The organism is uncultured Desulfobulbus sp., from assembly GCF_963662935.2.
GTDB lineage: Bacteria > Desulfobacterota > Desulfobulbia > Desulfobulbales > Desulfobulbaceae > Desulfobulbus.
The window spans coordinates 108,061-126,947 of record NZ_CAXXTL010000002.1; the positions used below are offsets into that span (position 1 = coordinate 108,061).

14 protein-coding genes are annotated in these 18,887 nt (G+C 43.0%); 2 read left to right on the top strand and 12 right to left on the bottom strand.

From position 1 onward, the window contains the following. Positions 1-43 precede the first annotated feature (43 nt). From ACHZCX_RS05040 to clpB, 10 genes are all read right to left on the bottom strand, one after another. Positions 44-1,159, bottom strand: a complete 1,116-nt coding sequence (locus ACHZCX_RS05040) for a glycosyltransferase family 4 protein (RefSeq protein ID WP_319586142.1) — start codon at positions 1,157-1,159, stop codon at positions 44-46. 21 nt (positions 1,160-1,180) lie between these two features. After that, positions 1,181-1,744, bottom strand: a complete 564-nt coding sequence (locus ACHZCX_RS05045; protein WP_319586143.1) for a DapH/DapD/GlmU-related protein — start codon at positions 1,742-1,744, stop codon at positions 1,181-1,183. 44 nt (positions 1,745-1,788) lie between these two features. Further along, positions 1,789-2,949 carry a glycosyltransferase family 4 protein gene (locus ACHZCX_RS05050; protein WP_319586144.1) on the bottom strand — a complete coding sequence of 387 codons (1,161 nt, stop codon included), beginning with the start codon at positions 2,947-2,949 and terminating at the stop codon, positions 1,789-1,791. 12 nt (positions 2,950-2,961) lie between these two features. Next, positions 2,962-4,179: an O-antigen ligase family protein gene (locus ACHZCX_RS05055; RefSeq protein WP_319586145.1), complete on the bottom strand. Its 1,218-nt coding sequence runs from the start codon at positions 4,177-4,179 to the stop codon at positions 2,962-2,964. A 72-nt stretch (positions 4,180-4,251) separates the two neighbouring features. Continuing rightward, entirely contained in the window at positions 4,252-5,499 is a 1,248-nt protein-coding gene (locus ACHZCX_RS05060) for a hypothetical protein (protein ID WP_319586146.1), read from the bottom strand. A 69-nt stretch (positions 5,500-5,568) separates the two neighbouring features. Beyond that, positions 5,569-6,897, bottom strand: coding sequence for a polysaccharide biosynthesis C-terminal domain-containing protein (locus ACHZCX_RS05065; protein ID WP_319586147.1), 1,329 nt, complete (start codon positions 6,895-6,897; stop codon positions 5,569-5,571). Positions 6,898-7,395: 498 nt separating this feature from the next. Then, positions 7,396-8,316, bottom strand: a complete 921-nt coding sequence (gene murB, locus ACHZCX_RS05070) for a UDP-N-acetylmuramate dehydrogenase (RefSeq protein WP_319586148.1) — start codon at positions 8,314-8,316, stop codon at positions 7,396-7,398. Further along, positions 8,309-9,595: a UDP-N-acetylglucosamine 1-carboxyvinyltransferase gene (locus tag ACHZCX_RS05075; RefSeq protein ID WP_319586149.1), complete on the bottom strand. Its 1,287-nt coding sequence runs from the start codon at positions 9,593-9,595 to the stop codon at positions 8,309-8,311. The genes murB and ACHZCX_RS05075 overlap by 8 nt, the downstream gene beginning before the upstream one ends. Positions 9,596-9,733: 138 nt before the next feature. Then, positions 9,734-11,017 (bottom strand): nucleotide sugar dehydrogenase, encoded by a 1,284-nt coding sequence (locus tag ACHZCX_RS05080; protein ID WP_319586150.1) that lies wholly within the window; start codon positions 11,015-11,017, stop codon positions 9,734-9,736. 337 nt (positions 11,018-11,354) lie between these two features. Continuing rightward, complete coding sequence (gene clpB / locus ACHZCX_RS05085) at positions 11,355-13,955, bottom strand: ATP-dependent chaperone ClpB (protein WP_394708811.1); 2,601 nt, start codon at positions 13,953-13,955, stop codon at positions 11,355-11,357. Between the two features lie 322 nt (positions 13,956-14,277). On the opposite strand from clpB, the gene aroF reads away from it, so the two are divergent. After that, positions 14,278-15,300 (top strand): 3-deoxy-7-phosphoheptulonate synthase, encoded by a 1,023-nt coding sequence (aroF, locus tag ACHZCX_RS05090; protein ID WP_394708764.1) that lies wholly within the window; start codon positions 14,278-14,280, stop codon positions 15,298-15,300. A gap of 150 nt (positions 15,301-15,450) precedes the next feature. After that, entirely contained in the window at positions 15,451-16,398 is a 948-nt protein-coding gene (locus ACHZCX_RS05095) for a hypothetical protein (protein WP_319586153.1), read from the top strand. Between the two features lie 79 nt (positions 16,399-16,477). Here the strand turns inward: ACHZCX_RS05095 and ACHZCX_RS05100 are convergent, their stop codons facing one another. Both ACHZCX_RS05100 and ACHZCX_RS05105 read right to left on the bottom strand, forming a co-directional pair. Next, positions 16,478-16,843 (bottom strand): glycosyl hydrolase family 65 protein, encoded by a 366-nt coding sequence (locus ACHZCX_RS05100; RefSeq protein ID WP_319586154.1) that lies wholly within the window; start codon positions 16,841-16,843, stop codon positions 16,478-16,480. A 55-nt stretch (positions 16,844-16,898) separates the two neighbouring features. Then, the gene (locus tag ACHZCX_RS05105; RefSeq protein WP_319586155.1) at positions 16,899-18,839 is read right to left on the bottom strand and encodes a hypothetical protein; all 1,941 of its coding nucleotides are present in this window, start codon (positions 18,837-18,839) and stop codon (positions 16,899-16,901) included. Positions 18,840-18,887: the final 48 nt, after the last annotated feature.

Consider the following 18,887-nt stretch of genomic DNA (forward strand, 5'->3'; position numbering starts at 1 on the left):
TAACAATCCCCTATAAGGTTGGAACTGGCTGCTATACTAAATGTCAATCTTTTCGATGCGCATATCTAACTGCATCTTCAAAGGCAGATGCCATATTAGCAAGATTGTATTTTTCAGATATCGTCTTTAGCGCATTAATACTCATATTACTTAGCAATGGAAAATTTACGAGCATATCAATTATCGTATTTGCAAAGTCCTCAACATCGTCAGAACGAAATATTCTACCGTTATAATGGTCTTTGATGGCTGAGAACTCTGGGCCATGAGGCTCGTTGTCTGCAACGATGACCGGTATTCCATAACCGAAACTATGCATACAACTCAATCCGATACCACCTGGTGATATTGAGACTAATGATGTATTGAATAGTTCCGACAATGATTTCTGATCATACAACGCGCCGATAAATTCAACTCGATTGCTTATATTAAGGTCTGCTGCAAGATCGATAAGCGTCTGTTTCTCGGGACCATCACCTATTATCGTCAAAATTATCCGCTCATCCAGCCTGTCAACAGCCTTTGCGAATGCCTGAATTGCCAGATCGACTTTTTTCATCTTGATGAGTCTGCCAATATACAGGATTCGGTATCTATCGGAAGTAAATTCCTGCCGCAAGCTTTCAATATCACTCATATCAATCGAGTTCCAAGCGATAAATACTTTTTCCCTCGGTACACCCCATGAGATAAATTTTTCGCCGCGTTCAGCATCATAAAGTATCAGCGCAGATGATTTCCTCAACGCTGCCAGACGTATTTTCCTGCTTAGTGAAGATTCTCCATGACCAATTCCATGCCCCCACCATATCCACTTTATCCCAAACAATCTTGCTATCGGGTATGCTAGCATACTTGATATAGCTCTTATCTCAAAACATGCGATTATTGTATCATAACGCCTGCTCATAATGGCGCTCAAAAGTCCAAATTGGAGATAGAATGGATATTTTGGAGAGTAAAATAGGTTCTTCAGCTTACGAGTTCTAAAATTTATACCGCTGCTTATGCTTTGGAGAGATGCATTTTTATCCGCTTCACCATATGCTACCGTTACATCTATATAATCAGATGCGGCAAGCAGCCGGAAGAATGGTTCTCTGTAATGAGGCACAATTGGTTGTATAATCAAAACTTGTGGCTTTTTATGTTTCATCGTCATTTATCAGAAATAGCTTTATTCGGATTGTGCATCTCCGATTATAGTATTTTCTTTCAATCTGGATTTTACCACTCGTGCCGGATTACCTACCGCAACAGAATATGGAGGAATGCTTTTGGCCACCACAGCGCCAGCTCCAATTACACTTCCTTGCCCGATTGTAACTCCCGGTAGAATGATGACTCTTTCACCGATCCAGACATCATCTTCGATGGTAACCGGTTTTACAACATCAAATCCTTGTTTCTGCATTATTATTGTGGGATCATCAGTTTTATGATTGCGAGTGTGAATCAACACATCCGGACCCATATTCACATACTTACCGATGATAACCGGTCCAATTAATTTAGCTCTAACACCTATTCCTGAATAGTCGCCTATTTCAACCTGGAATCCAAATATTGATCTTGTTTCAATATTAACATTTTTACCACATTTTGCCAGAAACCTTGATGCAAAGAATACACGTATGCGCTTGCTCAGTATACCAATCCACCTTATCGAATAACATGATTCAGGAAGAAATCTTACTGTCATATAACACATTCGGAAGATATATTTTTTCAATCTAGTCATATATTCGTCCTATTATCAGTTTATACTCTTGTGCAGAGATTGTCTTATTTGATTGGCACACTCAATGCCTGCTTGTATAAATCGTAAATTTCCAGCGGGTAATTTTCTGCGTTAAAATGCGATTCCATATGTATTCTCGCCGCTTTTCCCATGTTACGATATCGATCGATATTTATACAGCAATCCTGCATAGCTTGCTGCCAAGTGATTTGTTCTCTGTTATCAAGCAATATCCCTGTTTCATTATTAATAACAATCTCTGGTATTCCGCCAACATTAGTAGCTATTGTCGGTAGTCCACCTGCAGCCGCTTCCATTACTACATTTGGCAACCCCTCCATCAAACTCGGCACCAGGAGTACATCTGCGCTACCAGTTGTTTTTGGAATGTCATCTGGATCAACAATACCAAGTAATCTTACGCGTTCTGGGTGTTTCAATGTAATCAGCCACTGTTTGTTTGCTGCATCATCTGATTCAATCCCTGCAAGAGTTAAGAATGCATTATGCTCTACAAAAAAATCCTCATTAGCCTTCCAAATGCTTTTTATTAACTCTCCACCTTTGTCATTGCGAATAACCGATAGAAATCCTCCAAGAAACAAAAACTCTATCTTGTTAAAATCTATACGCTGGTCTTTATCAATTTTATTAAAACGATTTAAATCTACGCCTCTGTAAACAGTCCGCATATTAGGAACATTCGGGTAGAGCTCACGAAATTTCTCAAGCGTGTCCTTGCTTACCGATGCAACCGCATGAACATTACGTTCCCATCCATTTAATGCCTTATTTGCATGATATTTTTTGAGAAATATGTTCACATCAGAACCCACAAGCTGTACGAGATGATGCTTCCCGGCTGATTTGCAAATTTGGCTGAATAATATACCGGTTTGTATAAAACAACCTACTGTATGAATTAAATCGAAATCTGCAATCAGTGGTTTAATGAATCTGATAGATGCTTTTGAGAGAGCATATGAAATCAATTGATTACCCGGAACTTGCGGGATAGACAGATGAATCGTAGGGATGCCATGAATCTCTGTCTCTTCAATAAATTTCCTACCTGGTTTCATTGCTCTCAGATTTATCAGTTTTATATCTGCATAATTCTGCAATTTCTTGAAGCCAGCAACGGCGAAATTTCCGGCATATGGTTTTGATGGAGACCAAAACGTGCCCACTCCTACAACTCGCATGGTTATTTCGTTTCACGTTCCTTTAGATTTGCGTATATCTTGAATTATAACAATACTGGATAGCGCAAATGCCAATATAAGCCATAATGTCTTTTTCTGAAAATTATTAGATGACATTCCACATATTAGCACTGTTGTTGCCAACATTATCGGTAAAGGATCATGAAGTTTGGTTGCTGCAGATATTGAGTTTTTTACACAACCCCATACACCGAAAATCCATGGTATACCGCCCAGAAGTCCAACTTCCAGGATTACCCAAAGCAGTATATTATGCGTATCTCTTGATTGTAAACCTAGCCTTGATCCCAGTTCTCGAGTTAAGGCTACAGATCCCCATCCATATATAGGTTTTTCGAGAAACATATCTGATGCAGCGTAGAAAATATCTGTACGTTCACCTGTATCATACGTTTGAAATGTTAAATTCCACCGATACTGGGCAACATCAGAAAACTGGTATACTGCGAAAATTCCTATTCCAACAATAAGTATCACTGCGATTTGTTTTATCAATGATGTTTTGTTTTTTTTCAATACAAAAGATGAAAAAATAAACCATACAAAAAGTCCTGATAAAAGACCAACCAGACTGCCTCTTGAACCGCTGTTGATCAATGCCCACATGCAGAATGGAGCAGAAATTAATGAACCAATAAATACTAATAGATGGTATTTTTTTCGCTCAAGCCAGATAGACAAGAACATTATGATACTTATAGCCATTAACTGCCCGAATTTATTTGCATTTTCACCAAAAGCGCTGACACGATCTCCATAATCTGTTTCAATATTGGTAGTGGCTAAACCGAAGAATGTTAATATTGCAAGAAGACCACAAGACAACCCGAATGCGGCAATGAAATCTTTACGTAAATACTCATGTTTAAACAGATCATATGTGATGAAGGTCATCGCAATCATCTGTAGCATAGTAAGTAGAACCCTGTATTGTTCGCTGTAATCTACAACATTTGTGAAAGTGATTCTAAGCGTTACGAAAAAATAATATACTGCAAAATATATTAAAGCTTTGGGTATTTTACCATAACGTCCTTTGGTAACAATATATGAAGCAAACAGTATCATGCCAATGATTCTAGATACCGTTGATCCTTTATCTGAACCCAACACATTAATAGATTCAAAAGGGATAGCAAATAAAAATACGATCAGAAGTATTTCTACAATCCAAGGAATCTTTTCTGTTTTTTCAATTTTTACACTCATAATTTGGTTATATTAGTTAATTGTTTACGCATGTTAAACCTATATTGTAAAAGGCAATTATAAACAACTCTCTTATTTTCTACATCTCTTAATTACACCTTTTGCTTTGTTGATTATACACCAATTTCGCAATCTGTGTCTAATGAATTCTGAAAACGAAACATACCCAGCCTTAAGTTCTGCATCATCAGGATATTTTTGGCCTTGCAATATTAGTTTATTATATATATCAGTATATTCTTTTACGGCAATATTAACATCAAGATTCTCTTTGATATATCGAACAGAAAAATCAACCACACGTTTCCGATATTCTATATCCTCTAATAATCTGCTAATATCTTTATGCAGCATCATCACGCCGGTTTCCAGCGGAACAGCAGCCTTATTATTCCTGCCTGAAAAGTTGTAATAAGCAATATCGTCTACATTTTCTGCAGATACAATTCCTACATACCCGTTTTCTCCACACACGAAAGTAGGGATTCCTAACACCATTGGTTCATAAGCTGAGCGTCCAACACCTATGGCAAAATCCGCGATGCCGGTATAATCAGCTCCTCTGATTGCTTCGTCTTGTACTGAGATGACCAGATTTGTCCCTGCACGGGTATTGATTTCCTCAAACAAACTGGAGATTTCATTAAATTCATCATATGAATTAATTGTGCCGATGTGTATGAACCGTATTTTACATCCGTCGTTATACAATTTTTCGACAGCCAGTGCGCCTATTTTAATACTCTGCGCATATGAACGATTTACTCTGGCTATACGCAAGACAATCTTAACATCATCAGGGATATTATATTTATGACGAAATGTATTGTAGAGTAATTCGCTATTTGAATCTACCCTGTAATCTGTTGTAATAATCCTTGCCGGTAGAACAACGATGTCATCTTTTTGCAGCGATGAATTTGCAAGAGCCGCATCTTTGAGTTCATTGGAAAATACAACCAAGGGACTGATGTTGATTAGCCTTGTGTGAAGTTTTCCTCCGCATATTGTCAGTATACACGGTATACTGAGTTTCTTGCACGACATAACTGTCTCTGCATAGCCGGTAATAGCAAATGAATGGATCACATCCGGTTTTACAGTTTTAATCTTATCTGTAAGTTGTATATAATCGCCCTTAATTCCACGCTGGATCTTTATAGATTGGAAACCTGCTTGATCAACTAAAGAGTTGTTTTCAGTAGCATCTAGAAAAAAGGTAATGCTGTTACCGGCAGATTCCAGCGCCTGGGCGATTGTGATCGCTGAGCGTACATGGCCTCCTAATCCAGCATACAACAATACTATACCGATTTTCAAATTAGTCTCCTACTTGTATTATTAGAATATCATTATGCTAAAGTTGATCAACATGAAAGATACAGATTCTCAACTACTCTTATTCAGCATTCCACCGAATCTGGCAAATATCTTGAACTTTTTCAGAAACTCAAAATCTGATGTTTTGTATGTTATTAGAGTCTTAACCGGTACCCCTACAACCTTCGCATATGCGGGAAGGTAAATGATTGACGCCAGACTGTAGCTGATCGTAGATGAGTAAGATGCTCCTATTGCGCCATATTTCGGAACCAGATAAATATTCAACACAACATTCAAGATAACTGCCGGTATCATAACAAGTATCGAAACCCAAGGCTTGCCTTTACCCGCAATATCCATTCCTAATACTTTATAGATAGTGAAGAAAACAACACCCGGCATTAATGTTTGCACAACCAGAGCCGATGTATCAAAAGCTTTCCCGAACATCAACGGCACAATAAATGGAGCAACGATGAAAAGCGCTGTGCCTGCTAAAAAGACGGCAATGAAAGAGACTCTGAGCAGTTTGCCGATCTTTATCGAAAAAGCATGATCATCTTTAGCATTTACACTTTTTGAAAATATAACCGTTCCCAACGCTGTAGGCAGGAACCACAGCAATTCTACCATTGATACGCCGGTGTTATATAATCCTATCTGCACTTTATCAGTTAACCGCTCCATAATCATTATATCAATTCGATAATTCATCTGCATGACAAATAGAGAAAGCGCATAGATTATACCAAGACTGAGCATCTTCTTGATAATTGCCCAGTCAAATCTCAGACGAATATTTTTTACACTTTTCACTACCATCGATACTGCATATGCCGCTGTAAATCCGGTTGATACAATTACGGCTATCAACCCGCCGATTACTCCTGTTTTAAGATACCATAATAGAAGACAAATCATCGCAAGATAGAAGAGCTGCGATATCCACTGTACCCTGTTGAATCTACCAATCTGTTCTCTGCCCAGGAAATATGCGCTTGAATAAGAAATACAGAGCTTCACTGGGATAATTAGTATCGCTGTTAACTTTAACGGAAGAGTAAAATCAGGGTTATGCAGCAGCGTAAGTATCCCAAAACATATCCCCATACCGGTAACACTGGTGAACAACAAAAGGAAATAGATTATACCAATAATAACATTTTCGCTGTGTTCTTTTTTACCGATATAATACACCGCTGCCTGACGGATTCCCATTTCAGCGATTGAAAATATTGCCAACGGATAGACCATCAATGCGGCAATAAGACCTCTTCCGCCCGGACCCAGATTACGGTTTAGGACTATACCAGCAATCATGCCTATAGCATAGACTGTCACTTGTGTAATGAACACACCTGTAGCATTAGACAAGAAGCTTTTTTTTATTGCCATTCTAATTGCTTACCACTTTCATCATAAATACAGGAATCGCTTGTTCCGAAAAATTGTTAACTTAAATATATTCATCAACTGACTGTAGTTTTCTTCTGCAAAATAATGCGTCAGATATTGTTCGTAGGCTGCCCTGGATAATGCAAACCATTCCTTATGTGATTGATCCCAATATTTGAAATGCAACAATGCTACTCAATACTTGGGCAGTTCCGGTTTAGCTCCCCAAGATGCAGCCGGTCTGGTCCATCACCGGCAATAATCATTTTGCAATCACCCGTCTCCATCTGCATCCAAACGTCAATCAGCATGCCAACACCTTTATGGGATTTAATACGTCCGGCAAATGAAAATTGTTTTTCTGTTCACATTAATTTCATGAACTGTATCAGAGATGAAATTGGACTAAATATAAGCTTTATCAGCGGGGAAAGAAGTTCGGACTATGATCGATTTAGCAAATCCACTAAGTATGATTACTCCATCAGGTTTGCAGATCTATGCAGGGATGATATGCACTTCTTTATCGAGCGTGACATTAAACTTGTTTTGAACTACCTCGCTGACATGATCAATCAGTCTGATGATATCATCTGCGGTGGCTGTTCCTTCATTTATGATCCAGTTCGCATGCTTGGGACTGACAACTGCGCCGCCTATACGGAATCCTTTCAAGCCTGCCTGCTCGATATACCATCCGGCTCCGAATTCACCTTCCGGACGTCGGAAAACACTGCCGGCATTCCATGTTCCATGAGGCTGTTTTGCCTTACGTCCCGCGATTATCTCTTTATGCCTCATTCGGATATTAGCCGGAAGGTCTCGTTTTTCACTGGCAAATTCGCCCTTCAACGCCCAAAGCTTCCCAGATGACATGCACGTGTGTCTGTAGTGCATGTCAAGATCAGATTTGCTTTTTACGCATATTTCACCTGTTACGCAATCTAACAATGTAGCGCGAACCAGCACATTACGAATTGATGGTCCGTCATGTCCACCCATCCCTGCGTTCATCACCATTCCGCCGCCGACTGTACCGGGTATACCAACAAGAAATTCGAAACCGCTGATACTGTTATATTCAGCCAGATGTGAAAGCGCAGGAAGCGAACACCCAGCCTCAGCCGTAATCAGTCCGGATTCGGTATCTATCTCGGCTTTACGGAAATATCTCTTCATACAGACCGTTATGCCTGGGATACCAGAATCCGCTACAAGGATGTTAGATCCATAACCTACTATGGTTATTGGGATACCCTTATGGGAGGCAAAATTGAATAACACGGAAATGTCATCAATTGATTTCGGTTCAACCAGATATTCTGCCGGACCACCCACATGCCATGTAGTGTACCTGTACATTGGTACATCGGCATGAATGTTACCGGAGAAATCCGGAATAATTAAATCTTTATACATTGCAGATTTTTCCGCCAAGAGCTCTTAGTTTATCGGCAAATTTGTCGTAGCCTCGTTCAATCTGCCATGCGTCAGATATAATGGTTTGGCCTTCTGCAACAAGAGCGGCAAGAGCCAGTGACGCACCGCCTCTAAGGTCGAGAGCTTTAACTTCCGCCCCTTTGAGTTGTTTTCCGCCTGTTATTGTTAACATGTTGCCGTCTATTTCTGACACCAGACCCATCTTATTTAACTCAGCCACATACCTGTATCGATCGGAATATCTGAGATCGACGATCTTGGATACGCCATTAGCACATGCTCCAAATGCAGTAAACAAAGGTTGGATATCAGATTTTATCGCCGGATAAGGACCTGTAGTAATCTCAAATGGATAGCACCGTCCACCTCTTACAATGAGGCTGTTTTCGTTACGGTAGAATCTGGCGCCGCTTTCTCTAAGGAATACAAGAGGTACTTCAGTATCTGAAACTGGGAAATTGTGGATTTCTATGTCTCCGCCGCTGATTACAGAAGCTATCAACCAGGTAATTGCCTCTATGTTATCAGGGATAATGGAATGATTGGTTCCGCGAAGTTTTTTAACGCCTGTAATCTCAATATGCTCTTGACCATAAACATTGATCTTTGCACCCATTTTCTTCAAAAAACCTATAAGATCAAACAGCTCCGGCTGGATGTGAGGATTCCAGATACGCGTAATTCCCTCTGCAAGGCATCCACATATAATGCCATTTTCTGTGGCACCGGTAGACCGCATCGGAAGATGAATATCTGTACCTTTCAAACGACCATCTGTCTTTGCGAAGAGCATATCATTCTCTTCCCACACTTCAGCGCCCATAGCACGAAGCAGCATAACATGGAAGTCGATCTTCCTGTCACCCAGCTTACATCCTCCGGGTAACGGAACAGCCCCCATACCGGTTCGGGTCGTCAGCGCGCCTAGTATCAGAAGAGTGTTACGAATCGAACGTCCATCCCAGTTCAATACAGACGGTGTATCAAAGACTTGTGTGATTTCTACTTCATCTTCTTTTACAACGCATTCTTTACCAAGATTTTTAAGCATCTCCAGATGAACCTGCGCATCAAGCAGATATTTGGGGTAATTCATTATATTGACGCGTTCATCAGTTAGGATCGACGCCGCCAGAAGCCGAAGAATACTATTCTTCGCGCCGCTGATGTAAACTTCACCTTCCAATCTGGATGGTTCGATGACATAAGACGATGCTTCATCAACGTTAACAGGCAGCAATTCCTGATTATCAGACATTATTTCCCTCCACTATGCTTGAGATGAATCTATTCAGCAGAATCATACCACCTGCGTTTGTTACGCCGCCTGATGCTGTGTCAGATGATCTCGTCCAACCTCTCCACATTACAAGAGAGCCATTATATATTCAGTTTGTTAAAGTTTGTAAACATGAAAGCCATCAGGTATCAGGCTGTCATCTATAGCAGATTTGATATCTATAAACGCACCATTGGGTTTCAGCTTATCGAATATGCTCTTGATATCCATTTTCATATAAGCCTTATGAGGAACAGCCAGAATCAGTCCATCCAGGTCATGGATTTCATCAAGTTCAACTGTGCGGATGCCGTATTCATTGAAAGCTTCTTCATGATCGACAAGTGGATCGTGGACTTCAGGAGATATTCCGTATTCTTTCAATTCATTTACAATGTCAGGTACTCGGCTGTTTCTGAGATCGGGTACATCTTCCTTAAATGTAAGACCTAAAATCCCAACCTTCGCTTTTTTCACAGAACAGCAATCAGCTTTGATCAACAGTTTCACCAGCTTCTCGGCGATATACCTGCCCATGCTGTCATTTATCCTGCGGCCTGCAAGGATGACTTCCGGCCTGTAACCTAACTCCTCAGCCTTTGTAGTGAGGTAATATGGGTCAACACCGATGCAGTGCCCGCCAACAAGTCCGGGAGTGAACTTCAGGAAATTCCATTTGGTGCCTGCCGCTTTCAGAACATCATTGGTGCATATACCCATAAGATCGAATATCCTTGCTAGTTCGTTCATCAGCGCGATATTCAAGTCTCTCTGGGTGTTTTCTATCACCTTTGCCGCCTCTGCCACTTTTATGGAAGGCGCTTTGTGTATTCCTGCATCAACAATTGAGCCGTATGCCGAAGCTACACGATCAAGGGTTTCTGCATCTTCACCGGATACGACTTTGATAATCTTAGTGAGTGTATGTTCTTTATCACCGGGATTGATCCGTTCAGGCGAATATCCCAACTTGAAATCTATGCCCTGTTTTAACCCGGATTCCTCGGCTATTATGGGACCGCATATCTCTTCTGTTACACCCGGGTATACAGTGGATTCATATACAACAACAGCGCCTGGTTTAATGACTTTGCCTACAGTCTTGGATGCGCTGCGTACCGGAGTGAGATCAGGTCGGTTCGCTTTATCAATTGGAGTAGGAACTGCTACTACGAAGAAAGTTGCATCACGAAGGTCGTTGATATCTGATGTAAAAGTTATTGTGGATCTGCCAAGGTCTTCTGCTGAGCTTTCTCCGGTTTTGTCGATCCCTTGTTTCAAAGCAGTTACCCTGGATTTGTTTATATCAAATCCTATCGCACCCGGGAATTCAGCAGCAAATGCCAGAGCAACAGGCAAGCCTACATAACCGAGTCCAACAACAGCAACTTTTTCTTTCATTTTTTATCCCTAACTATAATAGATTTTAAGATACACAAATATTCATTCATGTGTCGATTTTATAGATTAACGCTATTAGATTAATATTTCACAGACTTTCCCATATTCTCATAAATACTATCATTCACCATGTCTATTGTCAACTTTGAGGGCATTTCGAGGATCGTGAGCAAGGTTTCCAGAGTGGAACGGCACGGAGGCATGTTCCCTACGTCTCGATATATCAATATGACTCATATTGATATACCTAATGGCATCATAATGTTGATTAGAACAAGGAAAACACCCCTTTCTCCATCAATCGGGAGAAAGGGGTGTGATGTAAAGCAATCTACGTCTACACAACTTCGCCATTTAAGACTCGAGTGAAAACCATCTCGCTGTCAACTGAATCGACTTTGATTGTGTCGCCGTCATGGAACTCACCCTCAAGGATCTTCATCGCAAGAGGATCCTGTATCCTTCGCTGGATGGTTCGCTTCAATGGACGCGCGCCATATACAGGATCGAATCCCTCGGCGGCGATTTCACTTTTTGCACGGTCTGTAACATTGATGGTGATTTTCCGTTCTTCAAGCCGTTTCCGCAGATATTTGAGCTGGATATCAACAATCTGCTTGATGTGCTCCGCGCTGAGCGAATTGAACACAATAATTTCATCCAACCGGTTGAGGAACTCAGGCCTGAAGTGCGACCTCAAGGCATCCATAACCCGGCTGCGCATCTCGGTATCATTGGTTCCTGTAAACTCCTGAATCCACTGCGAGCCGATGTTGGAGGTCATGATAATCACCGAGTTCTTGAAGTCCACCGTGCGTCCCTGGCCATCTGTCATGCGTCCCTCATCCAGTATTTGAAGCAGCACATTGAATACATCCTGATGCGCTTTCTCAATCTCATCAAACAGGAGCACGCTGTATGGCCGACGTCTGACTGCTTCTGTGAGTTGTCCGCCCTCTTCGTAACCCACGTAACCCGGAGGGGCGCCGATCATCCTTGCTACGGAGTGTTTCTCCATATACTCGGACATATCCAGGCGGATCATCGCCTTTTCATCATCAAACAGGAACTCTGCAAGCGCTCTCGCCAGTTCTGTCTTTCCTACTCCTGTAGGCCCAAGGAAGATGAAACTTCCTATCGGCCGATTGGGATCCTGCAATCCTGCACGAGCCCGCCGAACCGCATTAGAGACTGCCGATATCGCATCGTCCTGACCGATCACTCTCATCTTCAGGCGTTCATCCATATGGACGAGTTTCTGCATCTCGCCCTCAAGCATCCGAGAGATCGGGACGCCGGTCCACTTGCTCACTACCTCTGCGATGTCCTCCTCGTCAACTTCTTCTTTCAGCATCTTGCGGTCTTGTTGAACTTCGGCCAGTTTGGCGTTTTGATTCTCAAGCTCTTTCTGCAGACCAAGTATGACGCCGTACCTTAGTTCCGCCGCCTTCTGCAGATCGGCTGATCGTTCTGCAGCTTGTTCGTCAATATGCGCCTGCTCTATCTGTTGTTTGATCTGCTGAATCCGCTGGACTACCACTTTCTCATTCTGCCAGTGCGCCTTCATCTCTGAGCTCTGTTCCCGAAGATCAGCCAGTTCTTTCTCCAGCTTGTTCAGGCGTTCAATAGCAGCTTTATCGGTCTCCTTCTTCAACGCTTCCCGCTCGATCTCCAGTTGCCGGATACGCCGTTCGATGGTATCTATCTCTATCGGCATACTGTCTATCTCTATCCTGAGCCTTGATGCCGACTCATCAATTAAATCAATCGCCTTATCCGGAAGGAATCTATCGGATATGTAACGATTGGACAAGAATGCCGCCGCTACGATCGCTGAATCGTTTATCTTCACACCATGATGAACTTCATACCGCTCTTTAAGTCCTCTGAGGATAGCAATTGTATCTTCAACATCCGGTTCGCCGACGACAATCGGTTGGAAGCGCCGTTCAAGTGCAGCATCTTTCTCTATGTGTTTGCGATATTCATCAAGAGTGGTCGCCCCTACGCATCGAAGTTCGCCTCTTGCGAGCATCGGTTTCAGCATGTTTGATGCATCCATCGAGCCTTCTGCCGCGCCTGCGCCTACTACTGTGTGCAGTTCATCAATAAACAGGATGATTTCGCCTTCAGCTTCGGTGACTTCTCTGAGAACTGCTTTCATACGGTCTTCAAACTCGCCGCGGTATTTGGCTCCTGCAACCATCGCTCCAAGGTCAAGTGCGATGACTCGTTTGCCTTTAAGTCCTTCAGGCACATCGCCGTTTATGATACGCTGGGCAAGACCTTCCACGATAGCTGTCTTTCCGACTCCCGGTTCACCTATTACAACCGGATTGTTTTTGGTCCTTCTTGAAAGCACTTGAATCACGCGTCTGATCTCATCGTCTCTGCCGATGACCGGATCAAGTTTCCCTTTGCGTGCCATCTCGGTCAAGTCGCGGCCGTATTTCTCTAACGCCTGGTATTTTTCTTCAGGATTCTGGTCGGTTACACGTGCTCCCCCTCGGACTTCCATCAACGCTTTATATATCTTGTCTTTTGAGGCTCCCATTTCACGAAGTATGGTGCCTGCCTCGCTCTGAACTTCTGATATCCCGATTAGAAGATGCTCTGCGCTTACATACTCATCTTTAAGCCGCTGCGCCTCTTCCCATGCCAGATCAAGCACGGATTTCATAGTGGTCGACATATACAGTTGTCCACTCACGCCTGATATTCTCGGGACTTTCTCCAGGACTGCGGCAATCCGGCTTTTAACTGTTGCAGGATTTATCCCGATCTTTTGCAGTATCGGTTTTACAATCCCTTCATCCTGGTCCATTAGAGCTAGAAGCAGATGGTCGGCGCTGATCTCCTGATGTCCGTTTTTATCAGCCAGGTTCTGAGCCTCCATTACGGCTTCCTGGGCTTTTATCGTAAATTTATCCATTCTCATTTTAATCACACTCCTGTGATATGAATTTTCATATCCTGGATTTCTAAAATATAACACTAAGGCAATCATACTACTTGATAGCATTATTGTCAAGTGCTGCTGGAAAGAAAATAATTCGTCTGCATTAGTATACCTTTGAGACGGTAGATTCAATCATTCATAACGAAGAAATATGTGTCTTTAGTGAAATATATTCCATCATATCTGTCATCATCACAGGAAATCACTCAGCTTTGCATATAAGCTTTTCATAGAAGGCAGATTTTTGTTATAATTGTTACAATACATTAAGTTCACGATTTTCCACAGCAGGAGTTAGAAAATGATAATAATTATGCAAACCCAGGCAGCGCCTGATCAGGTTCAAGCGGTTGAAGATGAAATAATCAGGATCGGCATGAAACCGTTTATGAATCCGGGTGTAGAACGAAAAGTTATCGCGGTCCTCGGAGCTATCGATGCCAAAAAGGCAGATCTGGTTGAGCATTTTTATTCGTTTCCAGGCGTGGAACGCGTGGATCTTATCTCTCATTTATGGAAGCTTGCCTCCAGAGAATATCATCCTCAAGACAGCGTGATTGATGCATCAGGTGTGCTGGTCGGCGGGGTGCAGGCGGTTGTAGTAGCAGGACCATGCAGCGTGGAATCTGAAGCGCAAATCATAGACATCGCATTCAAGGTCAAGGAATCCGGCGCAACGATGCTCAGGGGCGGCGCATTCAAACCTCGGACGTCGCCATATGCATTCCAGGGACTTGGCGAAGAAGGCTTGAAGATGCTGGCAAAGGCGCGCGAAGAGACAGGTCTCCCCATTGTTACCGAAGTCATGGATACCACCGATGTCGATCTTATCGCCGAATATGCCGACGTCATGCAGATAGGCACCCGCAACATGCAGAATTACTCGCTTCTCAAGAAAGTCGGCTCTATACGAAAACCGGTTCTACTTAAACGCGGTCTTGGATGCAAGATACGGGATCTGCTGATGTCTGCCGAATACATAATCTCTGAGGGAAACCAGGATGTCATCCTTTGTGAGAGAGGTATCACTACATTTGAGGATGCCACCAGGAACACCACCGATATCAATGCGATACCGGTGTTGAAGTTATGGACACATCTCCCCATCATGCTAGATCCCAGTCATGCTACCGGCGACTGGCGATATGTGGGATCTGTGGCAAAAGCGGCAATTGCGGCAGGAGCAGATGGAGTCCTTCTTGAGGTGCATCAGGATCCTCGACATGCTCTCAGTGATGGACCACAATCGCTGCGTCCTGAGCAGTTCACCGAACTGATGGGACAGCTCAGAAGAGTGGCAGAAGCAGTAGATCGGACGATTTAACCAAAATCATTTGCACTGAACGGCTCAATCTATATTCGTAGTCTTAAATAGCATATTGAAGAAGGATATTAGATATCTGGCATCTAACATTCGTATTAATTGGTAACACATACTATTAATACGAATGTTTTTTGCAATTAGAGATGGACGATGACAACAAATTTATCTGAGCCAATCTACAATATCAGGGCAAGAACCGCATACGAATACCAGGCATCTCTGGCAGTTGGTATTCCTATGGCATTGATCCTGTTCCTGGCAAAAATCCTGGTTCCATATGGCACAAAAGTATTGATGACATCACTCTGGGTTGGGATCAGCTTATCTGTTGCATCAGTCCTTCTTTTGGAACCATGGTTCAAACGAAGAAGAATGCTAGAAATGCGGCCATTATTGATAGAGCGATGTAAGCACCTGTATGATAGAGACTTATCACAAGCCACATTCGTTGGAGTATCTTTGAATCCAACCCCCCAATCATATGGCGGAGACACCGTATTTGATATTGGATTTATCGTTGTTGAAGCTGATAGGATATACTATTATGGAGATAGCATGCACTTTGAGATCAGCTATAACGATATCATTAATGCAGATTTATACACACAAGATAAGCACAAACTGAAAAATAGCATTTCAGGCTATCCAAATATCTTAGTGACATGGCGAAAAACACCTGTATCTCATTGGCATCAATTTCTGATAGAGATACGCGAACCGGTTTCCAAACCGAAACAAAGATCAATGGCAACATCTATGATTAAGAATATCGAAACATATAAACAAAACATTACCTCTGAACCAGAAAAGACCATATTACCGAGTTATTTAAGTTTGAATGAGATGCCAGATTATGCAATTGCACATTTTACCCACTCATGTCTGCTTAGCATCATAGTTATAGTTGTGACTGCTGTTGTTATTTCAAGTCTAGTGATATTGTTATATGGCAAACTCTACTCCGAAATCAAAAGTTTATATTTTATTACAAACATTACGGTACTTCTCCTAAGTAACGGCATAGATAAATTTCTTCGGTTTGGCATCTTACAAAATCCGAAGCGAAATCAAAATGCTCCGGATGATTCACATCACTGAAAATTCATCATTGCGCGTCACAAGTATAAGATGCATTTAACAGGATTATCACCGAACTTCTATCTTCACAGGATGCAGATCAACCAGCACAGATACACTGCCATTCTTCAACCCGTTTATAATCACTGACTGGTGCTCCATCTGCGTATATCCTGGATTTATCGGATATGCTACGCATAGTAATTCTGGCTTTCAACCCAGTTCCATTAGGAATCTCGCTTCCAACAAGGGAGACATAGTTTCGGCCTGCTTCGATTTTCAGATGGTTTCCTCTGAAGAAGACGTTTGATATGCCGATTTTATCTAGTTCTGATGGAATGGCAGGCTTGATTTCAATAATGCCGTCTTCTTTAGAATCAATTCCCATGAACGCGTAGAACAGGAATTCTGTGCCCAAACTTGCATCCGACAGGAACTCATGATCAAGCCCTAGACCTCCGGGCATGGGACTCTGCTGCTTGCCACGCTCCGGGTGTCCGTCATAATACTTTCGAAAAAAATCAAAGCCTTCTCCGCCGGCAGATTTCACGTCCGGTGAACCACTGCTGAACCTCTTTTGTTCCAGTATATGCCGCATCTATCTGCTTCTGGCTTCCATCGCTGATACGAAGCATCAGGTCGAATAACGATGTAAGCGGTATGGCGCCTCCATCCTGTATCTGATTGCCGAATTCACGGGTCCACATCAGATCAGGAGTGGCCTCTCGACCTCCAATCACCCACGGCCAGAAGAAGTAGTCCTTGTTTGCCAGTGTGGTTGTTCTGGGTGCGAACCTCCAATGATAGATGTCCTTTCCGGTGGAGGTATCGCCAGCCACAATCCGATCTCCATCAAGCCATGAGAGGATCGACGTGCGCTGCTTTTCCGTCCCTATACCGAACGCCAGCGCAGTGAGATTGTGATGCAGGAATCCGAAATCGTGCTTCACACCGTTAATGTCGATGTTTCGCACGAATCGTCCGGTTTTCTCATTCCAGAAAGATCTTTCGATGCGTGATTTCACATTCGATGCGAGTGATTTCAAGGATTCAGGAGTCTCGATATAAGATATCTGAGACATGTTATTCGGTGCGATTACCTTCACATCCGGCACTGCAATCTTCTTCTTTTCAACAACCCGCTCAAGTTCCGACATCGCTTTGAGTGCCTGATAGTAGTTGTAGCTGCTTTCCAGATCGAAGCGTCCTACTGGAAGCAGATCCCAATAGCAGCCGATCAATCCATGTCCGGGTTTATCTCCGCCTAATCCATCATGCCCCACAAACCAGTCGAAGTTCAACAGTTTGTCCTTTTTCCCCTGTAGATGCTCATTCATAAAGATGATCGATTTCCGCAGTCTGGGCATCATCTCCTTGAGGAATTGATCATCGCCGTTCCACATGTAGAACTTGTATGATGCATTTATTAAAGTTGCGTTTGTCGTGCTCATTCGGACATCATAGGATGCGCGGACATAGTTGATCGAGACATCATCACCGATGCTGTCATCGCCGCCAGGAACAATCTTCAAGCGAGTGATCCGATGTCCGCCTTTGTCCCACTCCTGATGCAGATACATCGGGAAGTAGAGCGCGTATCGAGCTTCGGAGCTGCTCATCCACGGCGAATAGTCAGCAGCAAACGACTTCGGCGGCATCACGGAATAATCAGCAGTCACCATGCGCGATTCGGAGAAACGGGGATTGGCATCGGTAGTCCAATATATCTTCAGTCCGTCAATACACTTTGAAGCATCTTCACCCGGTTTTGGCTTGTATGTGATATCCAGCTCAATGATTGGGATCTGAAACGAATCACAGTCGAATTTCGGCGAGATCAGCTCCGGCTTGGATCCGGTTATTCTCCCAGCAAGACTGAAATCCGCATATCCGGGTTGAAGCTCCATATCGTGCGATGTCCACTTATCGCGGAAACCATCGTTGATGTCGTTGAACTCCCAACCGGTCGGCTGGGTGACAGTTCTGTTCCAGTTGTATTTCGGCCACGGCCAGCCGAATGTGGGGATAGAACTCCCCATTGTGTTCTTTGCCTCGGGATATGGTCTGGCACCCCATGTGTAACCATACTTGTCGACCGCACATGTAACCAGCGTCGAAAGCGGCACATCAGATGGACTCCCGCCCTGCCTGGCCAAACCCATCGCGCCTCTGTCGATCCATGGCAGCATCCACCAATCCCACTCAACCACCCACATGTGATTCACTGCGCCAAGCATCACACCATCATTATAAACACCGCTTTTATCGATGCTGAGATGCCTCATGAAGTATTCATTTACAAACTCATCATATGAAGAATCAGATGTGTAGAACTTTGGCAGATGACTGAGATCAGGTTCGTTCTGAGCATTCCTGATTTCAGGCATATAACCTGTTTCGGCAGATGACGAGTTCTGCATCATGACAGAGCATATGACAATAAGAACTGCCTGCATCAGCATACCGGCACATTTCCTGGGGAACAACAATAGAAAACCTCAAGCCTGTAA

Excerpts from the sequence above, each read along its gene's own strand:
- ACHZCX_RS05040 (WP_319586142.1), bottom strand. The coding sequence starts at position 1,159 with ATGAAACATAAAAAGCCACAAGTTTTGATTATACAACCAATTGTGCCT.
- ACHZCX_RS05045 (WP_319586143.1), bottom strand. The coding sequence starts at position 1,744 with ATGACTAGATTGAAAAAATATATCTTCCGAATGTGTTATATGACAGTA.
- ACHZCX_RS05050 (WP_319586144.1), bottom strand. The coding sequence starts at position 2,949 with ATGCGAGTTGTAGGAGTGGGCACGTTTTGGTCTCCATCAAAACCATAT.
- ACHZCX_RS05055 (WP_319586145.1), bottom strand. The coding sequence starts at position 4,179 with ATGAGTGTAAAAATTGAAAAAACAGAAAAGATTCCTTGGATTGTAGAA.
- ACHZCX_RS05065 (WP_319586147.1), bottom strand. The coding sequence starts at position 6,897 with ATGGCAATAAAAAAAAGCTTCTTGTCTAATGCTACAGGTGTGTTCATT.
- murB (WP_319586148.1), bottom strand. The coding sequence starts at position 8,316 with ATGTATAAAGATTTAATTATTCCGGATTTCTCCGGTAACATTCATGCC.
- ACHZCX_RS05075 (WP_319586149.1), bottom strand. The coding sequence starts at position 9,595 with ATGTCTGATAATCAGGAATTGCTGCCTGTTAACGTTGATGAAGCATCG.
- ACHZCX_RS05080 (WP_319586150.1), bottom strand. The coding sequence starts at position 11,017 with ATGAAAGAAAAAGTTGCTGTTGTTGGACTCGGTTATGTAGGCTTGCCT.
- clpB (WP_394708811.1), bottom strand. The coding sequence starts at position 13,955 with ATGAGAATGGATAAATTTACGATAAAAGCCCAGGAAGCCGTAATGGAG.
- aroF (WP_394708764.1), top strand. The coding sequence starts at position 14,278 with ATGATAATAATTATGCAAACCCAGGCAGCGCCTGATCAGGTTCAAGCG.
- ACHZCX_RS05095 (WP_319586153.1), top strand. The coding sequence starts at position 15,451 with ATGACAACAAATTTATCTGAGCCAATCTACAATATCAGGGCAAGAACC.
- ACHZCX_RS05100 (WP_319586154.1), bottom strand. The coding sequence starts at position 16,843 with ATGCCCGGAGGTCTAGGGCTTGATCATGAGTTCCTGTCGGATGCAAGT.
- ACHZCX_RS05105 (WP_319586155.1), bottom strand. The coding sequence starts at position 18,839 with ATGCTGATGCAGGCAGTTCTTATTGTCATATGCTCTGTCATGATGCAG.